Below are 18,936 nucleotides of genomic sequence, written 5' to 3'. Positions count from 1 at the left end.
TTGCAGAGGCGGACAACCCGTGGGAAAGGCTGACAAGTCACCCCGCCAGCACCGCCTGGGCGGCGTTGTAGCCGGGGATGAAGGTGATCCCCGGGCCGCCGTAGCAGCCGGCGCTGCCGAGGTGCAGCCCGGCGATCCCGTGCGGCTGGTCGAGGTAGCCACCCGGACCTGGTCGGTACTGGCCGAGCAGGTCCGGGTGGATCAGCCCGTGGCAGTAGTCGCCGCCGGGCGCGCCGAACATGGTCCCCATGTGCTTCGGCGTGAAGGTCGTGTGCTTGAGGATCAGGCTCTCGAAGTTCGGTGCGAAGCGGGTGATCTTGTCGATCACCCGCTGGCCCATCTCCGCCTTGAGGCGGGCGTACTCGCTCGGGTCCTCCTCGACGGGGAACCACAACGAGAAGGCCGAGGCGGCGGCCTTGCCCGGCGGGCAGAGGTCGGGGTCCGAGGCCGACGGGACCTGGAACGCGACGGCCGGGTCCTGCGGTACGACGCCGCGCCGGCTGTCCTCGAACTGGCGCTGGAGGTCCTCCGGCGTGGCGAAGAAACCGATGGCGCTCTGCATGCGCGGGTCGTCGAGGAACTCGAAGGGCGCCGCGAACTCCGGCACGCCGTCCAGCGCGAAGTGCATCTGCACGTAGCTGCCGCGGTGGTCGATCCCCGCGAGCCGGGCGGTGAGCTCGGGAGCCACGACGCCCGGTGTCACCAGGGTGTTGAGGGTCAGGTCGGGTGCCACCGCCGAGACCACGGTGGGCGCCCCGATGGTCTCGCCGTCGGTCAGCACGACACCGGTCACCCGGCCGTCGGCGACGGTGATCTCCTCGACAGCCGCCTCGAGCCGGAGCTCGCCGCCCGCCTCGGCGTACTGCCGGGCCAGGTGCTGGGTGAGCACTCCGATGCCGCCCTTGATCTTCTTGGTGAGCACGGTGTTCTCGTCGGGCACGGCCATGCCGAACGCCAGGCCCGCGGCGCTGCCCGGCGAGGACGGGCCGCGGTAGGTGGAGTTCACGGCGAGGAACGCGAGCATGCCGCGCAGTGCCGCGTGCTTCTCCTTGTCCGGCAGGTAGCGGTCGAGCACGTCGGTGCACGACCCGAACAGCATCTCGGTGATGCTCGCCCGCTCCGCGGGAGTGGAGGCGCAGGCGTACATCTCGTCGAGGGTCTTCGGCAGCGTGCCGTGCTCGAAGCGCCCGAGGGCCCGGGTCGGCGCCGCGCTCCAGGCCATCAGCTCGGCCATGCCGATGACGACCTCGAGCCCGTGCTCCTGCTCCATGTGGGTCGCGGCCTCGACCAGGTCGGTGTAGTAGATGAGCGGCTTGGTGCGCTCGTCGACGATCGAGACCGACATGACCTCCAGCTCGACCTGCGGGAGCGTGTCGAGCCCGAGCTCCTTGCTGACGACCGCCGAGGTCGGCAGCTGCACCGAGCCCGCGATCTCGAACTGGTAGCCGTCGAACAGCTCCACGGTCGAGGCCATCCCGCCGGCGTACCGCTTCGACTCCAGCACGAGCGTGCGCAGCCCCGCCCGCTGCAGGAGGGTCGCCGCCGTCAGCCCGTTGTGGCCGGCACCGACCACGATCGCGTCGTACGCCATGAGGGCGAGGTTCGCATCGCCGCTCACGTTTCGTCAATAGTGACGAAACATCGAGTTGACTACTCTTCTGCCATGGCCTCACCTCCGCAGACCGCTCGCAGCGAGCGGACCCGCGCAGCGTTGCGGAAGGCGGCCACGGTGCGGTTCCTGGCCCAGGGCGTGGAGGCCACCTCCGCGGAGGAGATCGCGGCCGACGCGGGGGTGACCCTGCGGACCTTCTACCGGCACTTCGCGTCCAAGCACGACCTGCTGTTCGCCGACTACGACTCCGGCCTCCAGTGGTTCCGCAAGGCGCTCGCGGAACGACCGGCCGACGAGAACGTCATCGCCTCGGTGCAGGCGGCGATCTTCGCGTTCCCGTATGACGTCGACGCGGTCACCCAGATCGCGAACCTCCGGGTCGACGCACTCGACCCGAGCCGGATCGTGCAGCACATGCGGCAGGTGCAGTCGGACTTCGCGCACGCTCTCCTCGACCACCTGCGACGCCGGCACCCGGACGCCGTGGAGCGCGGCGACGAGCTCGACCTGACCGTCGCGGCCCGGTCGATCACGGCCGCCGTGTTCGCCGCGATGGAGGTGTGGCTCCACGCGCCGGTGCGCTCGCTACCGGAGCTGGCGCGGCTCAGCCGGGAGGCGACCGCACTGCTTGAGCCGACGTTTCGTCACTATTGACAGAACCCGAGGCGTGGGCGGAAGGTCACCTCATGGTGTCCCTCCTCGTGCACGCCGTGCTCGGTGTCGCCGTCGTCGCCTGGATCGTGCGCGCCAACCCGGCGATCTTCCGCCGCCCGGCGGAGGGTCCGCTGCTCTCCCGACTCGAGAGCACCTACCTCGTCGTCGGTCTCGTGTCGGTCGGGCTGGGGTGGACCTTCAACACGACGTTCGTCCTCGACTACGGCCCGGACCAGCTGTTCTTCAACCCGCTCTGGGGCGACGGCAGCTGGGCGCAGTACCTGCAGCTCATGTACGACAACCCCGCCGCCGGGTCGGCCGGCGTCGACTTCACGGTCGCCAACGTGGTGATCCTGCCGATCGTCACGATCGTCGACGGCGTGCGCCGGGGCATCGCGAAGCCGTGGCTGTTCTTCGTCTCGACGCTGTTCGCCAGCTTCACGTTCGGCTGGGCGTTCTACCTGCTGACGGTCGAGCGCCAGCGGCGGTTGGGTCGTTACGCGGCGCCGCCGCCGATGTTGACCATCCAGGAGATGCCGAACCGGTCGGTGAGCTGACCGAACTCGTCTCCCCAGACCTGCTGGGCCAGCGGCACGGTGACGGTGGCGCCCTCCGAGAGCGCCTCCCACTGCCGGCGCACCGCGTCGACGTCGTCGCCGTCACCCGACAGGCTGATCGTGATCTGCGAGCCCGCGGTGAACTCCATCTCCTCCGGGGTGTCCGACGCCATCAGCGTGAAGCCGTCGTCGGTCGTCAGCATGCTGTGCATGACCTTCTCGGAGTCGGGCGAGTCCGGGTCGCCGTACTCCCCGAAGGTGTTGATGGTCAGCTCACCGCCGAAGACCGACCGGTAGAACTCCATCGCCTCGCGGGCGGTGTCCTGGAACGTGAGGTACGGGTTGAGGAGCGATCCCATGGCGTCCACCGTAGGGGTCATCCCTGCGGATGAACATGACCGCCGGATCGGTTCGATCGCCGGACAACGGGACAACCGGTGTCTAGCGTTGCCGTCTCGCAACGTGTGACCGCAGGGAGGAGACCCAGCAATGGGCTGGAAGGACATGGCGAAGCTCGCCTCGAGCTGGGCCGACGCCAAGAAGACGGAGCTGCTCACCGCGGACCGGCGCACCCGGGAGGATGCCTCGGCGAATGCCGAGGCCATCGAGCGCAGCTCTCAGCAGGAGGCGGTCACGTCCTTCCTCGAGGCCGCCCTGCCGCCGAAGCTCGCCGAGAAGGTGACCGCCGCGCGTCCCGAGAACGTCGCGGCACGCGCCGCCGAGAAGGAGGCCGCCGAGCGGGCAGAGCGTCGCGAGGAGCTCACGGCGATGGTGGCCAGCGGTGCGACCGCGGAGCTGACGCTCACCCTGAGTGGCGGCGAGAACGGGGCGATCACCGTGACCCTCCCCTGCGAGCGCGAGGTGGAGGATGGCTGGTTGCGGGTGCGTCTGGAGTCGCCGGACCTGCTGCCGGTCGGGTCGACCGGGCTCTCGGAGCTGTCGCTCGCCGTACCGGAGTTCACCGGGCCGGGCCGTTACGACCTCGGCGAGCTGGCCGCCCGCAGCGACGCCGGCGAGATCGTGTCGTTCGACGCGCTGGAGATGTACCTCAACCCGACCGGCGAGGCGGACGACCGCGTCCTCTTCGTCGACGTGTACGGCGAGCGCCCGGTGTACGAGGTGGCGGAGGACTCGCTCCGCTTCGACCTGCCGATGGCGTCGGCCGTGGCGTCGGTCCGCGCGTCGGGCACGATCACCTGGGCCGCCTGAGCGGCGCCAGGTAGTTGAAAATCCACTACGTAGCTGCCGGACGGAGGGGCGGGCTCGTTACGTAGTCCGCCCCGTTGGGTGGGTGTCGCACGCGGATGTCCGGGAGCGCCGCCGCGGGAAGAGTTTCGGTCACCGAAACCAAGCGAATCTCGCAGCGAAAGGCACACCCCACCATGAAGATCAGCAGCAAGCTCAGCTACTCGAACCTCGCCTCGACCCTCGCCCTCGCGGTCGCCGTCAGCGGCGTCGGCGGCGTCGCCTACGCGGCCGGCGTCGCGGCGAACTCGGTCGGATCCCCGCAGATCAAGGACGGTCAGGTCAAGACGGCCGACCTCGGCAAGAACGCGGTGACCGGCGCGAAGGTCAAGAACGGCTCGGTCGCCCAGGCCGACCTGAACGCCGCCGCCCGCACCGCCTTCACGGCCGGCGCGGACGCGTACTTCGACGACCTGAACTTCCACAACATCACCTCGGGCGACCCGGACAGGACGATCTTCGAGTTCACCGTTCCCGCCGGCGCCTACCTGGTCTCCGCCTCGGCGAACATCACCAACAACGGCGGCGACGTCAACGACTTCACCTGCGAGCTGACCCAGCCGGTCGGCACCGAGTACACCCGCACCATCGCGACCTCGGAGGTCCGCGTCGCCAACGGCGGTGGCAACCTCGGCACCGTCGCCCTCGACGGCGTCGCGATCGACATCGACGTCCCGATGGAGCTGTCGATGACGTGCGAGGGCCAGCAGGCGCCGTACTCCGGCCAGGTCCTCGACCCCCGGATCGTCGCCGTCGAGCTCGGAGACGCGATCGAGAAGTGACGCGCGGAACACTGGTCTAGCGCTTCCCGCAAAGTTTTTGCAGGAAAGGCACTGAGGACCGCGCACCGGCCTACTTTCAGCCATGCGCACCACCTCCCGCCCGTTGGCGGCGCTCGCCGTCCTGCTGACCACCGCTCTCGCCGGCATCCCGGCCCTGTCCTTCCCCGCCGACGCGCGGGGGGACAGGGACCGGGATTCGGTGTCTCGGGCCGCGGAACGCTACGGCCTCTCCGAGACCGAGCTGAAGGCGATGCTCGAGGCCGACCCCGACCTGCGGGTCGCCGGCCCCGGCCTCTACTACGTCGACCCGGCTGCGCCGGAGTCGGCGCCCGGGCCGATGGTCGTCGGGCACGCGTTCCCCCTGAGCGAGACGTTCGAGCTGCACAGCAAGCCGGGATCGCAACGCACGATCTACCTCGACTTCAACGGCGAGAACGTCTCCGACACCTGGTGGAACGGTGCGGACGGCGCGCCGTACACCGTGCCGAACATGACCCACCCGGCATGGACGCTGGATGGCAACCCCGGTTCCTTCAGCGACACGGAGCGAATGCTCATCCAGGACGTCTTCCTCCGGGTCGCGGAGGACTACGCGCCGTTCGACGTCGACGTCACGACGGAAGAACCGGACGAGGCCGCCCTCACCCGGGCGAACGCCGGGGACCAGGTCTACGGCACCCGCGCGCTGATCACACCCAGCCAGACAGCTCTCGACGAGATCTGCGGTGGCGGCTGCGGCGGTGTCGCGTTCCTGGACGTCTTCGACATCGAGAGCCCCTCGGGCGTCGCCCAACCGGCGTGGGTCTTCCCTCAGAACCTCGGACCTGACAACGCCAAGTACATCGCCGACGCGACCACCCACGAGGTCGGCCACAACCTCAGCCTCATGCACGATGGCACCACCTCGGAGGGCTACTACTCCGGCCACGGCGCCAACGCTGACCCGTTCGCCTTCCTCTGGGGGCCGATCATGGGCGCACCGTACGACGCGGCGGTCACCCAATGGGGACTCAACGACTACCCCGGCGGCAAGCTCGGCGGTCCTGGCGGCGACCCGGACGGCTTCCAGGCGAACGTCGACGACATCGTGACGATCAGCGAGAGCGGAGCGCCGATCCGGAGCGACGAGGCGGGCGGCACGGTCGCCACCGCTGCCGCGACGATCCCTGGAACTGGCTACATCAGCAGCAGGACCGACGTCGACGTCTACAACCTCGGCACCTGTTCCGGCACGGTCACCGTGGCCGCGAACAACGCCGCAGTGAGCCCCAACCTCGACATCAAGGTCGAGCTGCTGAGTGCCGGCGGGACCCAGCTCGCCGTGCACGACCCGCCCGCGGTCGGTCAGACCTACGACGTCGCCGGCGGCCTGGACGCGACCGTGACGGCGACCGGCGCGCCGTCGGCGACCTACTACGCGCGGATCGACGGCGTCGGCGCGGGCAACGCGACGACGTCCTACACCGACTACGGCAGCGTCGGTGCCTACACGTTGCAGGTGAGTGGGTGCGACAACGCGCCGCCGGTCACCGCGCCGTCGGTGCCGCGCAACCTCGTGGGCGTGCAGACCGGAGAGGGCGTCGTCGACCTCGACTGGGACGTTCCGTCGACGGATGGTGGCGGGGTCATCACCCAGTACAACGTCTACCTCGACGGCACGCTGCTCGGGAACGTGCCGGGTAGCTCGACCGCCGCACAGGTCATCGACGTGGCGGGAGGCGAGCACGACTTCGGCGTCGCGGCCGTCAACAGCGCCGGCGAGGGGCCGCAGGCCCACGTCACCGTCGAGGTCGACGACCCCGACCCGGAGGCGAAGCCGGGCAAGCCGATCATCGGACCGGCCAAGCCGGGGAGGAAGGGCGGCCCGAAGACGGCGACCGTCTCCTGGCTGCCGCCGACGGGCGTCACCAACCCGCCGATCGACGGGTTCGAGTTCATCGCCTACAAGCAGAACCGGCAGGGCAGGTACGTGCGGGTCTTCGCCATGGAGTTCGACGAGGTCTTCCCCAACGTGAAGTACACGACCCCTCAGCGCGGTCTGTACAAGTTCGCCGTACGTGCCCACAACGGCCTGGGCTACGGCCCCCTGAGCGCGAAGTCGAACGCGGTCAGGCCACGTTAGGCACGAGCGAGGAGCGAGCTGCCCCGGTGCGCCCACGCCGGGGCTTCTCGCTCGAACCGGTCCCGTGCGAACCGGTCGCGTGTCATGATCTGTGGGCTCTCGAACGAACATGGGGACGGATCGAATGACGCCCAGCGCCTCCACCACACCAGCCCGGCTGGGTGACGACATCATCGACCGCCTGGTCACCCTCGCGACCGAGCAACCCGATCGCACGCTGTACGTCGAGCTCGGGTCCGACCTCGAGGAGAACGCCCGGCTGACCGCGGCGGAGCTGGCGGATTCCTCCGCCCGCCTGGCCGGCCTCCTCGGCGAGCGAGGCGTGCAGCGCGACGACGTCGTGCTCCTCATCGCGACCCGGCCCTCGGAGTTCCTCGTCGGCCTGTTCGGCTGCCTCTGGGCGGGCGTGATCCCGGCACCGATCTCGTTCCCCCGTCGCCCCGAGCACCTCGAGAGCCGGCTCGAGCCGGTGCGTCGCAACGCGGACGCGGTCGCCTTGGTCGCGGCCACGCCGCAGGGGCAGGCCGAGATCGCGGTGCTGGAGAAGCTGACCCAGGGGTCCCTCCCCGTCGTCCAGATCCCCGACTCGGCGGCCGCCGACCCGGTGCCGCCGGTCACCGACCGCGACATCGCCTACCTGCAGTACACCTCCGGCTCGACCAGCGAGCCGCGCGGCGTGACCATCACGCACGGCAACCTGGCCGCCAACCTGGACGAGACGCAGGAGCTCATGGCGATGACGCCGGACTCCGTCAACGTCTCGTGGTGCCCGCTCACCCACGACATGGGCCTGGTCGTCGGCGCACTGCCGTCGGTCTGGCTGGGGATGACCTCGGTGATCATGCAGCCGTCGACGTTCATCCGGCGCCCGCTGGCCTGGATGCGCACGCTCGACCGCTACCGCGGCACCCACGGCTGCTCCCCGAACTTCGGCTTCGACCTGCTGGTCGACCGCTCCACGCCCGAGGAGCGCGCGGCGCTCGACCTCTCGAGCGCGGTCTGCTTCATCAACGGCGCCGAGCCGGTGCGCCGTCGTACCCGGGACCGGTTCCTCGACGCCTTCGCTCCCAGCGGCTTCCCGGCCGAGGCCTACACGCCGGGCTACGGGCTCGCCGAGGCCACCGTCGTCGTGGCCATCACCCGGCTGGACGACGTCGGCCGGGTGCTGTGGGTCGACGCTGCCGCTCTCGAGCAGCACGAGGTCGTGCTGCGGGAGAAGGGCGACGCCGACGTCCGCGAGCTGTGCACCGACGGCGTCATCCACCCGGACTACGACGCCCGCATCGTCGACCCCGACACCTGCGAGGAGTCGGCGCCCGGCGTCGTCGGCGAGCTCTGGCTGGCCGGCCCGAGCGTGAGCCCCGGCTACTGGCGGCGCGACGAGGCCACGAAGGAGGCCTTCGGCGGTCACCTCGCCGACGGCACCGGCCCGTTCCTCCGCACCGGCGACCTCGCCTTCATCCACGACGGCGAGCTGGTGATCTGCGGCCGGGCCAAGGACCTGATCGTGATCCGTGGTCGCAACATCTACCCGCAGGACGTCGAGCAGAGCGCCGAGCTCGCGCACGACGCCGTCCGTCTCGGCGGTAGCGCGGCGTTCGCGGTCGAGGAGGAGGGCGGCACCGAGCTCGAGAGCCTGGTGCTGGTCTGCGAGGTCGACGGCGAGCCCGACGAGGCCGAGGTCGCGGCGGCGGTGAAGAACGTCGTCCTCCGCGAGTACGACGTCAACGTGCACGACGTGCTGCTGGTGCCGCCGTACAGCGTGCCGAAGACCTCCAGCGGCAAGAAGCAGCGCTCGGCGACCAAGCGGCTCTGGCTCAAGGCCCGCGGTCTCGGCTGATCCGGCTGCACCCGGCGGCGGTCAGCGCGGCCAGAGGACGTCGGCCCGGCTGTAGTGGCCGGCGGCGTCGAACCAGCGCTTCGCGTGGAGCGTCCGGCGCAGGTCGCAGTCGGCGAGGACGATGCCCTCGGCGTCGTACAGCGGACCGCCGATGACCTCTCCGGAGCCGGGCTCGATGATCGCGGCCCCGCCGCGACCGAACACCTCGGTGTCCGGCGGCAACGGCCACGGGAAGTCGTCGCCGAAATTGGAGCGCTGGATGAACTGCGGCACCGAGACGACGAACGCGCCCGCCTCGATGGCGATGTGCCGGACCGTGGCCAGCCAGCCGTCGGAGTCGTCGGCGGTCGGCGCGAGCCAGATCTGCGGGCCGCCCTGGTAGACCGCCCACCGGGCCAGCGGCATCCGGTTCTCCCAGCAGATGAGCCCGCCGAGCCGGCCGACGGCGGTCTCGGTGACGCCGAGGTCGTCGCCGGCACCGACGCCGTGGAAGAGCCGCTCGTGGTGGGTCGGCATCAGCTTGCGGTGCTTGTGGAGCAGGCCCTCCGGCCCGATCAGCAGCAGCGTGTTGTAGAACGAGCCGGGCCGCTCGGCCTCGCGCTCGTTGACGCCGATGGCGCAGACGACGCCGTGCTCGCGGCAGGCGTCGGCGAGCCGGTCGACGACCGGCCCGGGTGCCTCGACGGAGCTGGCCCAGAGCCGCTCCCAGAGGGCGTTGCCGTCGCCGCCCGGCAGGTGGGCCCAGGCGTAGGACGGGTAGAGCGACAGGTAGGCCTCGGGGAAGACGACGAGCTGGGCGCCCTGCCCCGCTGCCTCGGAGAGGAGGCCGAGCGCCTTCTCGAGGCTGGCCTCCAGGTCGAGGACCACCGGCATCGCTTGCACTGCGGCGACCCGGATCGTGGGCAGCGGGGGCAGGGGCTCCATGTCGGCAGGGTACGGCGCTCACCGCGCCCTGTCGCTCAGCTGAGCCGAGCTGCTGTCACCGAGCTCCGGTCACTGGAACTCGACGGGGTTCCCGTCGATGGTGACGTTGGTGATGGTGACGGTGCCGGCGATGCCGTTGTCGTAGACGAAGCCCGCCTGACCGATGCGGCCGTTCTCGGGAACGGTGAAGGTCACCGTGCCGTTCTCGGTGCTCGGCGGTGCGCTGTCGCCGGCACAGCCGGTCTGGTCGTCGTAGGAGTTCACGAACGTGCCGCCGATCTCGACGAACATCCGGGGGGCACCGGCGGTGCAGGTGGCGCCGTCCTCCAGGGCGATGTCGAAGGAGATCTCGTCACCGGCCTGCACCGGGACGTTGAGGTCCTGGGTCTCGATCGACGTCGCGCCGCCCTCCTCGATGGTGAGCGAGACGGTGGTGTCGTCGACGATCGTGGCACCCTCGTTGGGCACCCACTCCGCAGTGGTGCTGCTGTTCTCCAGGTCGGCCACGCGGGCCTCGAGATCGGCGACCTGCTGCTGCAGGTTCTCGATCTTGTTGGTGACGCTCGGGTGCAGGTCGCGGTACTTCACGCCGCCGTCCTTGAGGTCGACCGACCGGATCGAGTCGTCGATGATCTTGCCGCTGCCGATCATGTCGGCGGCGACGGCGCCCGTCGTGCCCAGTCCTACCGTCAGCATTCCTGCGCTGGCGAGCAGCACGACCTTGTTCTTGGTGATCCCCATGAGTGATTCTCCCTGTGATTGGTGAGGGTTCTTTACCTTTGCGCCACTACCCCTCTGACTCGCCGGCAGTCAGGTGGCGGGACCTCGGGGTGGAAAGTCGAGCGCCGGGACCGCTCGACTTCCACCGGCGACAGGAGCACCCATGCAAGCGATGGTCTACCGAGGGCCGTACCGGATCCGCGTGGAGGAGAAGGACCGGCCGCGCATCGAGCACCCGAACGACGCGATCGTGCGGGTGACGCTCGCGGCGATCTGCGGGTCCGACCTGCACCTTGCTCGCGCGGCCTCTACTCCAACTGCCACAACGTGAACCCCAACGCCACGGCGGTCGGCGGCATCTACGGCTACTCCCACACCACCGGTGGGTACGACGGAGGGCAGGCCGAGCTCGTCCGCGTGCCCTTCGCGGACGTCGGTCCGACGATCATCCCGGAGTGGATGAGCGACGAGGACGCGTTGATGTGCACCGACGCGCTCCCGACCGGCTACTTCGGCGCGCAGCTCGGAGACATCGCGGAGGGCGACGTCGTCACGGTCTTCGGTGCCGGCCCCGTCGGTCTCTACGCGGCCGCGTCCGCCTGGTTGATGGGCGCCGGCCGGGTCATCGTCGTGGACCACCTCGACGATCGCCTCGAGCTCGCCTCCCGTTTCGCGCACGCCGAGACCGTGAACTTCGGCCAGGTGGACGACGTGGTCGTCCACCTCAAGCAGCAGACCGACCACCTGGGGTCGGACGTCGTGATCGACGCCGTCGGCGCGGAGGCCGACGGCAACCTGCTGCAGCACGTCACCTCGGCCAAGCTCAAGCTGCAGGGTGGGTCGCCGATCGCGCTCAACTGGGCGATCGACGCGGTGCGCAAGGGCGGCACCATCTCGGTGATGGGGGCGTACGGGCCGATGTTCAGCGCCGTGAAGTTCGGCGACGCGATGAACAAGGGCCTGACCATCCGTGCCAACCAGTGCCCGGTGAAGCGGCAGTGGCCACGCCTGTTCGAGCACATCCGCAACGGCCACCTCAAGCCCAGCGAGATCGTCACCCACCGCATCCCCCTCGACGACATCGCCGAGGGCTACCACCTGTTCTCGGCCAAGCTCGACGGCTGCATCAAGCCGGTCGTCGTACCGACGGCCGCGTGAGGAGGAGCGCATGAGCGCCACGACCCCCTACGCACGAGAGGCCCGCACCGGGATCCCGAGCGCAGACGAGCTCCGCTCCCGGATCCCCGGATGGGGCGCCGACCTGGACCCGGCCGACCGGCCGTCGTACCCGCGCGAGATCGACGCCGTGCCCGACACCGCGCACTGGCACCTCCCCGAGCAGCAGGAGGAAGCGTGGCCGCGCGAGCGGTCGATCGAGCACGCCCGGTTGACGCCGGTGTTCGGCACCAGCTGCCCCCCGCGCGGGCTGTCGGGCGCCGTCCGCAAGCTGGCCTACGCCCGCTACAGCGAGGCGCGCGCCGCCCACTGGCTGCTCCTGCTGGCCGCCGACCGCATCGACGTCAAGGAGCAGGCCGCGCTCGCCCTGCTGCGCGGCCGCCCGGACGACCCGGTCACGCAGACGGGGATCCTCGGCGAGCGCCGCTACCACGGCCTCTCATCGCGCCGCCGCGGCCACCGGGTGGACACCGTCCACCACCCGCTCGACCCGGTCATCGTCGGCCTGCCCTGGATCGCCGGTGGCTGGGCGGCGTGGCGGCTGTTGCGGCGCGCTCGCCGCTGATCGTCACGAACCGCGGCACGGACCGCGTCACGAACCCCGACGTGACACGGACGCAGCCACCAGGGTGAGACCGACGCAGGTCGCGGCGATCGCGCCGAGCGGCAGCCACGGCACGGTCAGGTCGACGCCGGGGACGTCGCGGGTGACGGCGTGCTGCACCATCCAGCCGACGACGCCGACGACAGCACCGCCGACGAGCACGGCGGCAGCGCCCACCGAGCCCGCCTCCCACAACGCTGCCCGCCGCCCCTGTCGGCCGGTGGCACCGAGCAGCGCGAGGGTGCGCCGCTCGCGGCGCCGCTGGCTGCTGCCGATGAGCACCGTGTTGACGATGGCGATGCCGGCGTAGAGGGCGGACGGGCCGAGCAGCACCCAGAGCGCCGCGTCGTTCGCGGCCCGGGTGTCGCGCTCGACCTCGCCGACCCACGCGTCCGCACCGAGCACCCGGGCGGACGTCCCGGACAGCGCCTCCTCGACTGCGGCGCGTGCGTCGACGGGCGGAACGTCCGGGTCGGGGACGAGGAAGACCTGCTCGGGTACGGCGTCGCGCAGCCCGGGTCCGAACAGTTCGGCCGGCGCGACGACCTCGCCGTACAGGTCGGGAGCGTCGTGGACGACGGCACCGATCCTGGCCCGCACCCCGTCGCCGCCGACCCGGAGCCGGATGCGGTCGCCGACGTCCTTGCCGGTGTCGAGCGCGTAGGTCTCGGTGACCACGACTTCCCGACGGTCCAGGGCTGAGAGGTCGCCGCGAACCGGTGCGAAACTGCGCGCGGCGACGGCCGTCGCCGGATCGACCACCTCGGTGTCGCCGACGACGAGCCGGGCGTCGACGACGTCGATCTCGGGGACCGCCCGCAGCCGGTCGACGGCGTCGCCGCCGTCCCCACCGTCGACCTCGACCACCAACGACGCCTGCAGCTGCTCGCGGTCGAGGGCCGTGTTCCAGTCGGCGGTGAAGCTGAGAGCGAGGACGAGCGACCCGGCGATCGCGCTGATCGCCAGCACCGGCGCGGCCAGCGACGCCGGGGTCCGCACCGCGGTGCGGAGGTGGTCGCGCGCCAGGCGCGCCGCGACGTCGCGGCGGGCCGCCGGGGTCGCGAGGAGCGCGGCCAGCGCGGGGAAGAGCAGCCCGCCGAAGCACATCAGCCCGACCACCACGACCTCCGGCATGAGCACCGCGCTGACCAGCGCGAACAGCGGCGTGATCTCGGGTACGGCGGCGAACGTCGCGACCACGCCACCGAGGCACAGCGTGCCGACCACGCCCTGGCCCACCGTCACCCGTCGGCGCTCGAAGCCGGCCTCCTGCAGCGCGGCGACCGGCGCGACCCGGGCGGCGCGGCGCGACGCGCGCCATGCCCCGAGCAGGGCGACCGTCACGCCGCAGCCCGCAGCGACCGCCCAGGCGGTGTACGGCGCGGGTGGGTCGAGGTCGAGGCTGGTGACGCCGCGGACGCGGAGGAACGCGGTCGCCGCCGGGGAGAGCATGGTGCCGGCGAGGCACCCCGCGACCGTCGCGAGCAGTGCCACCACGACCGCCTCGCCGAGCACCATCCGCCGCACCTGTCGCGGGGTGGCGCCGACGAGCCGGAGCAGCCCGAGCTCGCGACGGCGGGTGGCGACCACGAACCCGAAGGTGCTGGCGACGACGAACAGAGCCATGAACATCGAGACGCCGGCCATGATCCCGAACAGCGCGGACAGGTCCTCGAGCTCGAGCTTCTCGGCCGGGGTCACCCCGGGCCGGGAGGCTTCGGCCTCGACGGCACCGATGAGGAGCACCGTCGTCGTCATCAGCACGATGCCGACGGCGAGGGCGACGAACGCGCCGGCGTACGGCCGCCACGACTGCCGGACCGTCTGCCGGCTGATCCGCAGCATCATCGCTCGAGCTCGCTCATGGCCGCGGCGATCGCGGTGGCGTCCGCGCCCTGCAACCGCCCGACGACCAGGCCGTCGGCGAGGAACAGCACGCTGTCGGCGTACGACGCCGCGAGCGGGTCGTGGGTCACCATCACGATCGTTTGTCCCCGCTCCTCGGCGGCGGTCCGCATCAGCTCCAGCACCTGGCGGCCGCTCGCCCGGTCCAGCGCGCCGGTGGGCTCGTCGGCGAAGAGCACGTCGGGCCGCGCGTGGAGCGCGCGGGCGATCGCGACCCGCTGCTGCTGGCCGCCGGAGAGCTCGGCCGGCCGCCGCTTCGCCAGGCCGTCGAGCCCGACCGCGGCCAGCGCGGCCAGGACGGCGGCCCGGTCGACCCGGCGCCCGGCGAGCCGCGCCGGCAGGGCGACGTTCTCGTAGGCGGTCAGCGCGTCGAGCAGGTTGTAGGCCTGGAAGACGAACGCCATCGAGGACCGGCGGAGCCGGGTGCGCGCCGCTTCGCCCAGCCGGCCGATGGGGACGTCCCCGATCCTCACCTCGCCGCGGGTCGGGCGGTCGAGGCCGGCCGCGACCTGCAGCAGCGTCGACTTCCCGGAGCCGGACGGACCCATCACGGCGGTGAAGCTGCCGCGGGCGAAGGCGTGGGTCACGCCGCGCAGCGCGTGCACCTCGCCCGCCCTGGAGCGGTAGGTGCGGGTGATGCCGTCGAGCGTGACGGCAGCCGGGGTCCAGGCGGGAGCGGGTGGGAGGGGTGTCGTGGTCATGGCTCCAGGCAACCGCTGCGGCGGCGGCGGTTCACTGGTCCGTGCGCGACACCCGGGTAGCGCGTGCGCTACCCCGCGGCGCCTCCCGCCGCCCTAGGTTGGGAGCCATGAGCCGAGCCCCCGACGCGTGGTCCGCCGTACGCGGCCACCCGTGGCGGCTCCTGACCTCCGCCTGGCCGTGGCGGTCCCTCGCCTACCTCGCGACGTCGGCGCCGATCGGGCTCGCGACCCTGGTCGTGCTGGCGACGACGCTGCTGCTCGGCGCGGCGACGGTGGTGGTCGTGGTGGGGGTCGCGGTGCTGGCGGGGATCCCGCTGCTGACCGGGCTGCTCGGCGTACTGGAGCGGCGCCGGCTGGCGTTGGTCCGGCCGCGCCCGGCAACCGGCACCTCGCTCGGCGAGCGGCTTCGCGCCGGTCGCCGGGTGCCGGTGTCGTGGGCAGAGGTGGGTTACGCGGTGCTGCTCAGCGGGCTGCTGTGGCCGGTCGACGCGCTGGTGCTGATCGTGCTGCTGTCGCTGCCTGCGGTGCTCCTGCTCGCGCCGTGGCTGCGGACCACCGACGAGATGAACGTGTTCGGCTGGCACCTCGACACGGCGCTCGACGGCGTCCTCGGGTTCGCGGCGGGCGTGCTGGCGCTCGTGCTCGCGGCCTACCTGATCACCCTGCTGGCGGCTGCCCAGGGCGCGCTCGCCCGGCTGCTCCTCGACCCGCAGGAGGCCCGGCTCGCCGCCGCCGTGGCCGAGCTGCGCCGCTCCCGGATCGACCTGGTCGACGCCTTCGAGACCGAGCGCCGGCGGATCGAGCGCGACCTCCACGACGGCGCGCAGCAACGGCTGGTGGCGCTGACGATGACTCTCGGCCGGGCCGAGCTCGAGGTGCCCGAGGGCGAGGGGCAGACCCTGGTGCGGGCCGCCCGTCGACAGGCCGAGCTGGCGCTGGAGGAGCTGCGCGGCACGGTCCGCGGGATCCACCCGCGCGTGCTGGTCGACCACGGGCTGGCGGCCGCCGTGCACGAGCTGGCGGACCGGTCCTCGGTGCCGGTGACCGTGGACATCACGCTGCCCGACCGGTTGCCGGCACCGGTCGAGGCGGCGGCGTACTTCGTCGTCAGCGAGGCCCTCACCAACGTCAGCCGGCACTCGCGGGCACGCCGGGCCGAGGTGCACGCGTGGCAGCGCGACGGCCGGCTCGTCGTCACCGTCGTCGACGACGGCGTGGGTGGCGCGGACGAGACGGCCGGCTCCGGGCTGGTCGGCCTGCGGATCCGGCTCGACGCGCTCGGCGGCCGGCTGCAGGTGCACAGCCCGGACGGGGGGCCGACCGAGGTCAGGATGGAGTGCCCGTGCCTGGTCGGCTGAGGATCGTGCTCGCCGAGGACGCCGCGCTCCTCCGCGAGGGTCTCGTCGGCATCCTCGAGAAGGCCGGGCACGAGGTCGTCGCCGCGGTCGGCGACGCCGAGGCACTGCTGGCGTACGTCGCGCACGCCCGTCCCGACACCGTCGTCACCGACATCCGGATGCCGCCCGACCACAGCGTCGAGGGTCTGCGCGCGGCGGCGGCCATCCGGGCCGACCACCCGGAGATCGCGATCATGGTGCTCTCGGCGTACGTCGCCGACGCCTACGTCGCCGAGCTGCTCGACTCGGCGCCGGGCGGGGGCATCGGCTACCTGCTCAAGGACCGGGTCGGCCACGTGCGGGAGTTCCTCGACAGCCTCGACCGCGTCGCCGACGGCGAGACCGTCGTCGATCCGCAGGTGGTGCGGCAGCTGCTCGGACGCCGCCGCGACGACGGGCCGCTCGCGTCCCTCACCGACCGCGAACGGGAGGTGCTCGCCCTCATGGCCGAGGGTCGCACCAACGGAGCGATCGCCGAGGCGCTCGTCGTCAGCGAGGCCGCGGTCCGCAAGCACGTCGGCGGCATCTTCGCCAAGCTCCGCCTCGACCCCGGCACCGACCGCCGGGTCTCCGCCGTCCTCGCCTACCTGCGGGGGTAGCTGCCCGCCATCAGCCGGTGTGCTCCTCGGCGTAGGACGTGCGCTCCAGCTCGGTGCCGTCCTCGGCCCTGACGACGTGGTCGACCCCGGCGTCCTTGGCCAGGCGGCGGCCCTCCGCGACGGCCTTGTCCTGCGTCTCGAACAGCAGGTGGCTCAGGCCCTCGCCGACGACCAGGTTCGTCCACTGACCGTCCTCGTAGACGGTCTCGACGTCTCCGTCAGCCATCACGACCTCCTCGTTCCGGGTGCGGCGGTGGAGGTTCCCGATCCGGCGGGGCACACACCGGGTGAGTGCCGAAGGTCACCCCGGGTACTGCTCCACGGTCCGCGGCGAGGAGAGGATCCGGATGTACGACGACGACTCACTGACGTTCATCGGCACCGCCACCACGATCCTGCGGATCGGCGGCTTCACCGTGCTCACCGACCCCAACTTCCTGCACCGGGGCCAGCGGGCCTACCTCGGCAAGGGGCTCTGGTCGCGCCGGCTCACCGAGCCCGCGCTCCAGCCCGCCGACCTGCCGCCGCTCGACGCCGTCGTGCTGTCCCACCTCCACGGCGACCACTTCGACCGGGTGGCGAGACGCGAGCTGGTGCGTGACCAACCGGTGCTGACCACCCCGCCGGCCGCCCGGAGGCTGCGCCGCTGGGGCTTCGAGACCGAGGCCCTCGACACCTGGGAGGACACGAGCCTGACGAAGGGCGACGAGACGCTGACGGTCCGGGCCGTGCCCGGGGTCCACGCTCGCGGCGTCATGGGCAGCTTGCTGCCCCCGGTGATGGGCTCGATCCTGGAGCACCGGGTCTCCGGCCAGCTCCGGCAGCGGATCTACATCAGCGGCGACACCCTCACCGGGGAGCACGTCTCGGAGATCGCCGCGCGCTTCCCCCACATCGACACCGCGGTCGTCCACCTGGGCGGCACCCGGGTCCTCTTCCACACCGTGACGATGGATGCGGCCCAGGGTCTCGACTTCCTGCGCCGGGCCTGGCCGGACCGCGCGGTGCCGGTGCACTACGACGACTACCGCGTCTTCAAGTCCCCGCTCGAGGCGTTCCTCGCCCGCGCCGAGGAGGACGGCTGGGCCGGGAGGATCCACCCGGTCGGTCGCGGCGAGACCATCTCGCTGACTCCGGAGCGCGGGTCGGCGCGCTGACCTCCGTCAGGTCAGCTCTTCTTGGCGGCCGCCTTGCCGCCCTTGCTGCCGGCCTTCTTCTTCTGGGCGGTCGTGCCGCCCTGACTGCTGTCGGAGTTCTTCTTGCCGCTGCCGCTGGCCTTGCCGCCCTTCTTCGAGGCGTCGGGGGTGTTGGCGATCTTCGCGGCGCGCTGCTTGGACATCCCCTTGTCCTTGAGCGCCTCGTACTGCTTCTCGTTCTTCACGTTCGCGGACTTGCTCGGCATGGCTCCTCCATCGTCGGAAGCTGGAGATGAGGCGGTACCCGGGCCGGCCAGCCACAACCGTCGACCGGAGTACGGCGCCCACCCTTCGGGTGCCGAAAGTAAAGAAAACGTTGAAAACCGCAGAATCGAGGTTGTTATCAGAAAACGTCACTAGCGTGCGATTTTGGGGAGGGATCACCGACAGAAAGTGATCCTCATGGCAACGCATCGCAGAAAGACTCACACCAAGCGGCGCTTCGGGGTCGTCGCCGCCCTCGCTGCCGGTCTCATGGTCCTGAGCGGCTCTCTCCTCGGCCCGCCGGTCGACGCGGCCATCACCCTGACGCCGAAGCAGAAGATCCTCACGCTGAAGAACGTCGACCAGGTCGCCACCTGCAAGTTCCAGGCGAACCGCGTGACGCCCAACTTCGTCCGTTACACGCTGACCGCCAGCGCGCGGCCCAGCGGTATCGACGGTTACCGGGCCAACGTCTGGAACGAGGTCAAGTGCTACGTGCTGCCTGCCGGCGACACCGACATCAACAACGCGATGATCTCGTTCACAGCATCGAAGAACGGCGCCAACATGCTGCCCGAGAACACCAAGGGTGCGGTTCCGTACTTCGGCGCGTACACCCTCTGCGGCTCGGCTGAGGTGAAGAAGAAGAACGGCGACTCCACGTTCTCGCCGCTCGAGTGCAAGTAGCCCATCCGCGA

The 18,936-nt window shown here is 71.3% G+C and carries 21 protein-coding genes; 13 read left to right on the top strand and 8 right to left on the bottom strand.

Annotated elements, in window-relative coordinates:
- Positions 1-37: 37 nt before the first annotated feature.
- Positions 38-1,618: a phytoene desaturase family protein gene (locus DJ010_RS12980; RefSeq protein ID WP_245927523.1), complete on the bottom strand. Its 1,581-nt coding sequence runs from the start codon at positions 1,616-1,618 to the stop codon at positions 38-40.
- A 45-nt stretch (positions 1,619-1,663) separates the two neighbouring features.
- Between DJ010_RS12980 and DJ010_RS12975 the strand changes: the two genes are divergently transcribed.
- Both DJ010_RS12975 and DJ010_RS12970 read left to right on the top strand, forming a co-directional pair.
- Positions 1,664-2,266: a TetR/AcrR family transcriptional regulator gene (locus DJ010_RS12975; protein ID WP_109694321.1), complete on the top strand. Its 603-nt coding sequence runs from the start codon at positions 1,664-1,666 to the stop codon at positions 2,264-2,266.
- A 32-nt stretch (positions 2,267-2,298) separates the two neighbouring features.
- Complete coding sequence (locus DJ010_RS12970; protein WP_109694320.1) at positions 2,299-2,823, top strand: DUF2834 domain-containing protein; 525 nt, start codon at positions 2,299-2,301, stop codon at positions 2,821-2,823.
- Here the strand turns inward: DJ010_RS12970 and DJ010_RS12965 are convergent.
- Positions 2,763-3,182: a VOC family protein gene (locus DJ010_RS12965; RefSeq protein ID WP_109694319.1), complete on the bottom strand. Its 420-nt coding sequence runs from the start codon at positions 3,180-3,182 to the stop codon at positions 2,763-2,765. The two genes, DJ010_RS12970 and DJ010_RS12965, sit on opposite strands and share 61 nt — an antisense overlap.
- A 130-nt stretch (positions 3,183-3,312) precedes the next feature.
- On the opposite strand from DJ010_RS12965, the gene DJ010_RS12960 reads away from it, so the two are divergent.
- The 4 genes from DJ010_RS12960 to DJ010_RS12945 all read left to right on the top strand — a co-directional run bounded on the left by DJ010_RS12960 (position 3,313) and on the right by DJ010_RS12945 (position 8,812).
- Positions 3,313-4,032, top strand: a complete 720-nt coding sequence (locus DJ010_RS12960; RefSeq protein ID WP_109694318.1) for a hypothetical protein — start codon at positions 3,313-3,315, stop codon at positions 4,030-4,032.
- Between the two features lie 173 nt (positions 4,033-4,205).
- Positions 4,206-4,850 carry a hypothetical protein gene (locus DJ010_RS12955; RefSeq protein ID WP_109694317.1) on the top strand — a complete coding sequence of 215 codons (645 nt, stop codon included), beginning with the start codon at positions 4,206-4,208 and terminating at the stop codon, positions 4,848-4,850.
- An 82-nt stretch (positions 4,851-4,932) separates the two neighbouring features.
- The gene (locus tag DJ010_RS12950; RefSeq protein ID WP_109694315.1) at positions 4,933-6,972 is read left to right on the top strand and encodes a hypothetical protein; all 2,040 of its coding nucleotides are present in this window, start codon (positions 4,933-4,935) and stop codon (positions 6,970-6,972) included.
- Positions 6,973-7,096: 124 nt separating this feature from the next.
- Entirely contained in the window at positions 7,097-8,812 is a 1,716-nt protein-coding gene (locus tag DJ010_RS12945; protein ID WP_158283015.1) for a fatty acyl-AMP ligase, read from the top strand.
- Positions 8,813-8,833: 21 nt separating this feature from the next.
- On the opposite strand, the gene DJ010_RS12940 is transcribed toward DJ010_RS12945, so the two are convergent.
- Both DJ010_RS12940 and DJ010_RS12935 read right to left on the bottom strand, forming a co-directional pair.
- On the bottom strand, positions 8,834-9,736 hold the full coding sequence (locus DJ010_RS12940; protein WP_109694310.1) for a carbon-nitrogen hydrolase family protein: 903 nt from the start codon (positions 9,734-9,736) through the stop codon (positions 8,834-8,836).
- 69 nt (positions 9,737-9,805) lie between these two features.
- Positions 9,806-10,477 (bottom strand): hypothetical protein, encoded by a 672-nt coding sequence (locus DJ010_RS12935; RefSeq protein WP_109694309.1) that lies wholly within the window; start codon positions 10,475-10,477, stop codon positions 9,806-9,808.
- Positions 10,478-10,619: 142 nt separating this feature from the next.
- Here DJ010_RS12935 and DJ010_RS22700 point away from each other — a divergent pair, with 142 nt between their 5' ends.
- Genes DJ010_RS22700 through DJ010_RS12925 form a run of 3 tightly spaced genes read left to right on the top strand, consistent with a single transcriptional unit; the run spans position 10,620 to position 12,197 of the window.
- A complete protein-coding gene (locus DJ010_RS22700; protein ID WP_245927521.1) occupies positions 10,620-10,787 on the top strand; it encodes an alanine acetyltransferase in 168 nt (55 codons plus the stop codon).
- Positions 10,784-11,614 carry a zinc-binding dehydrogenase gene (locus DJ010_RS12930; protein WP_245927519.1) on the top strand — a complete coding sequence of 277 codons (831 nt, stop codon included), beginning with the start codon at positions 10,784-10,786 and terminating at the stop codon, positions 11,612-11,614. Before DJ010_RS22700 ends, DJ010_RS12930 begins: the two co-directional genes overlap by 4 nt.
- 10 nt (positions 11,615-11,624) lie before the next feature.
- Positions 11,625-12,197, top strand: coding sequence for a hypothetical protein (locus tag DJ010_RS12925; protein WP_109694308.1), 573 nt, complete (start codon positions 11,625-11,627; stop codon positions 12,195-12,197).
- 27 nt (positions 12,198-12,224) lie between these two features.
- Here DJ010_RS12925 and DJ010_RS12920 read toward each other — a convergent pair whose 3' ends face one another.
- Together DJ010_RS12920 and DJ010_RS12915 are read right to left on the bottom strand one after the other, a co-directional pair.
- Positions 12,225-14,084 carry an FtsX-like permease family protein gene (locus tag DJ010_RS12920; RefSeq protein ID WP_109694305.1) on the bottom strand — a complete coding sequence of 620 codons (1,860 nt, stop codon included), beginning with the start codon at positions 14,082-14,084 and terminating at the stop codon, positions 12,225-12,227.
- Positions 14,081-14,842, bottom strand: coding sequence for an ABC transporter ATP-binding protein (locus DJ010_RS12915; protein ID WP_109694303.1), 762 nt, complete (start codon positions 14,840-14,842; stop codon positions 14,081-14,083). Before DJ010_RS12915 ends, DJ010_RS12920 begins: the two co-directional genes overlap by 4 nt.
- A 107-nt stretch (positions 14,843-14,949) precedes the next feature.
- Here DJ010_RS12915 and DJ010_RS12910 point away from each other — a divergent pair, with 107 nt between their 5' ends.
- Together DJ010_RS12910 and DJ010_RS12905 are read left to right on the top strand one after the other, a co-directional pair.
- A complete protein-coding gene (locus tag DJ010_RS12910) occupies positions 14,950-16,200 on the top strand; it encodes a sensor histidine kinase (protein ID WP_109694301.1) in 1,251 nt (416 codons plus the stop codon).
- Complete coding sequence (locus tag DJ010_RS12905) at positions 16,185-16,838, top strand: response regulator transcription factor (RefSeq protein ID WP_109694548.1); 654 nt, start codon at positions 16,185-16,187, stop codon at positions 16,836-16,838. Before DJ010_RS12910 ends, DJ010_RS12905 begins: the two co-directional genes overlap by 16 nt.
- 10 nt (positions 16,839-16,848) lie before the next feature.
- Here DJ010_RS12905 and DJ010_RS12900 read toward each other — a convergent pair whose 3' ends face one another.
- Complete coding sequence (locus tag DJ010_RS12900) at positions 16,849-17,064, bottom strand: DUF2188 domain-containing protein (RefSeq protein WP_109694546.1); 216 nt, start codon at positions 17,062-17,064, stop codon at positions 16,849-16,851.
- A gap of 121 nt (positions 17,065-17,185) precedes the next feature.
- Here DJ010_RS12900 and DJ010_RS12895 point away from each other — a divergent pair, with 121 nt between their 5' ends.
- Complete coding sequence (locus DJ010_RS12895) at positions 17,186-17,995, top strand: MBL fold metallo-hydrolase (protein WP_109694299.1); 810 nt, start codon at positions 17,186-17,188, stop codon at positions 17,993-17,995.
- Positions 17,996-18,006: 11 nt separating this feature from the next.
- On the opposite strand, the gene DJ010_RS12890 is transcribed toward DJ010_RS12895, so the two are convergent.
- On the bottom strand, positions 18,007-18,240 hold the full coding sequence (locus DJ010_RS12890) for a DUF7218 family protein (RefSeq protein WP_109694296.1): 234 nt from the start codon (positions 18,238-18,240) through the stop codon (positions 18,007-18,009).
- Between the two features lie 196 nt (positions 18,241-18,436).
- On the opposite strand from DJ010_RS12890, the gene DJ010_RS12885 reads away from it, so the two are divergent.
- Complete coding sequence (locus tag DJ010_RS12885; protein ID WP_146207342.1) at positions 18,437-18,925, top strand: hypothetical protein; 489 nt, start codon at positions 18,437-18,439, stop codon at positions 18,923-18,925.
- The last annotated feature ends 11 nt before the right edge of the window (positions 18,926-18,936 follow it).

Source organism: Nocardioides silvaticus (assembly GCF_003160695.1).
Taxonomy (GTDB): domain Bacteria; phylum Actinomycetota; class Actinomycetes; order Propionibacteriales; family Nocardioidaceae; genus Nocardioides; species Nocardioides silvaticus.
Note: the sequence above shows the minus strand (reverse complement) of the source record. Positions and strands in the feature narration are given on the sequence as shown.

Excerpts from the sequence above, each read along its gene's own strand:
- DJ010_RS12975 (WP_109694321.1), top strand. The coding sequence starts at position 1,664 with ATGGCCTCACCTCCGCAGACCGCTCGCAGCGAGCGGACCCGCGCAGCG.
- DJ010_RS12970 (WP_109694320.1), top strand. The coding sequence starts at position 2,299 with ATGGTGTCCCTCCTCGTGCACGCCGTGCTCGGTGTCGCCGTCGTCGCC.
- DJ010_RS12965 (WP_109694319.1), bottom strand. The coding sequence starts at position 3,182 with ATGGGATCGCTCCTCAACCCGTACCTCACGTTCCAGGACACCGCCCGC.
- DJ010_RS12960 (WP_109694318.1), top strand. The coding sequence starts at position 3,313 with ATGGGCTGGAAGGACATGGCGAAGCTCGCCTCGAGCTGGGCCGACGCC.
- DJ010_RS12955 (WP_109694317.1), top strand. The coding sequence starts at position 4,206 with ATGAAGATCAGCAGCAAGCTCAGCTACTCGAACCTCGCCTCGACCCTC.
- DJ010_RS12950 (WP_109694315.1), top strand. The coding sequence starts at position 4,933 with ATGCGCACCACCTCCCGCCCGTTGGCGGCGCTCGCCGTCCTGCTGACC.
- DJ010_RS12945 (WP_158283015.1), top strand. The coding sequence starts at position 7,097 with ATGACGCCCAGCGCCTCCACCACACCAGCCCGGCTGGGTGACGACATC.
- DJ010_RS12940 (WP_109694310.1), bottom strand. The coding sequence starts at position 9,736 with ATGGAGCCCCTGCCCCCGCTGCCCACGATCCGGGTCGCCGCAGTGCAA.
- DJ010_RS12935 (WP_109694309.1), bottom strand. The coding sequence starts at position 10,477 with ATGGGGATCACCAAGAACAAGGTCGTGCTGCTCGCCAGCGCAGGAATG.
- DJ010_RS22700 (WP_245927521.1), top strand. The coding sequence starts at position 10,620 with ATGCAAGCGATGGTCTACCGAGGGCCGTACCGGATCCGCGTGGAGGAG.
- DJ010_RS12925 (WP_109694308.1), top strand. The coding sequence starts at position 11,625 with ATGAGCGCCACGACCCCCTACGCACGAGAGGCCCGCACCGGGATCCCG.
- DJ010_RS12920 (WP_109694305.1), bottom strand. The coding sequence starts at position 14,084 with ATGATGCTGCGGATCAGCCGGCAGACGGTCCGGCAGTCGTGGCGGCCG.
- DJ010_RS12915 (WP_109694303.1), bottom strand. The coding sequence starts at position 14,842 with ATGACCACGACACCCCTCCCACCCGCTCCCGCCTGGACCCCGGCTGCC.
- DJ010_RS12910 (WP_109694301.1), top strand. The coding sequence starts at position 14,950 with ATGAGCCGAGCCCCCGACGCGTGGTCCGCCGTACGCGGCCACCCGTGG.
- DJ010_RS12900 (WP_109694546.1), bottom strand. The coding sequence starts at position 17,064 with ATGGCTGACGGAGACGTCGAGACCGTCTACGAGGACGGTCAGTGGACG.
- DJ010_RS12895 (WP_109694299.1), top strand. The coding sequence starts at position 17,186 with ATGTACGACGACGACTCACTGACGTTCATCGGCACCGCCACCACGATC.
- DJ010_RS12890 (WP_109694296.1), bottom strand. The coding sequence starts at position 18,240 with ATGCCGAGCAAGTCCGCGAACGTGAAGAACGAGAAGCAGTACGAGGCG.
- DJ010_RS12885 (WP_146207342.1), top strand. The coding sequence starts at position 18,437 with ATGGCAACGCATCGCAGAAAGACTCACACCAAGCGGCGCTTCGGGGTC.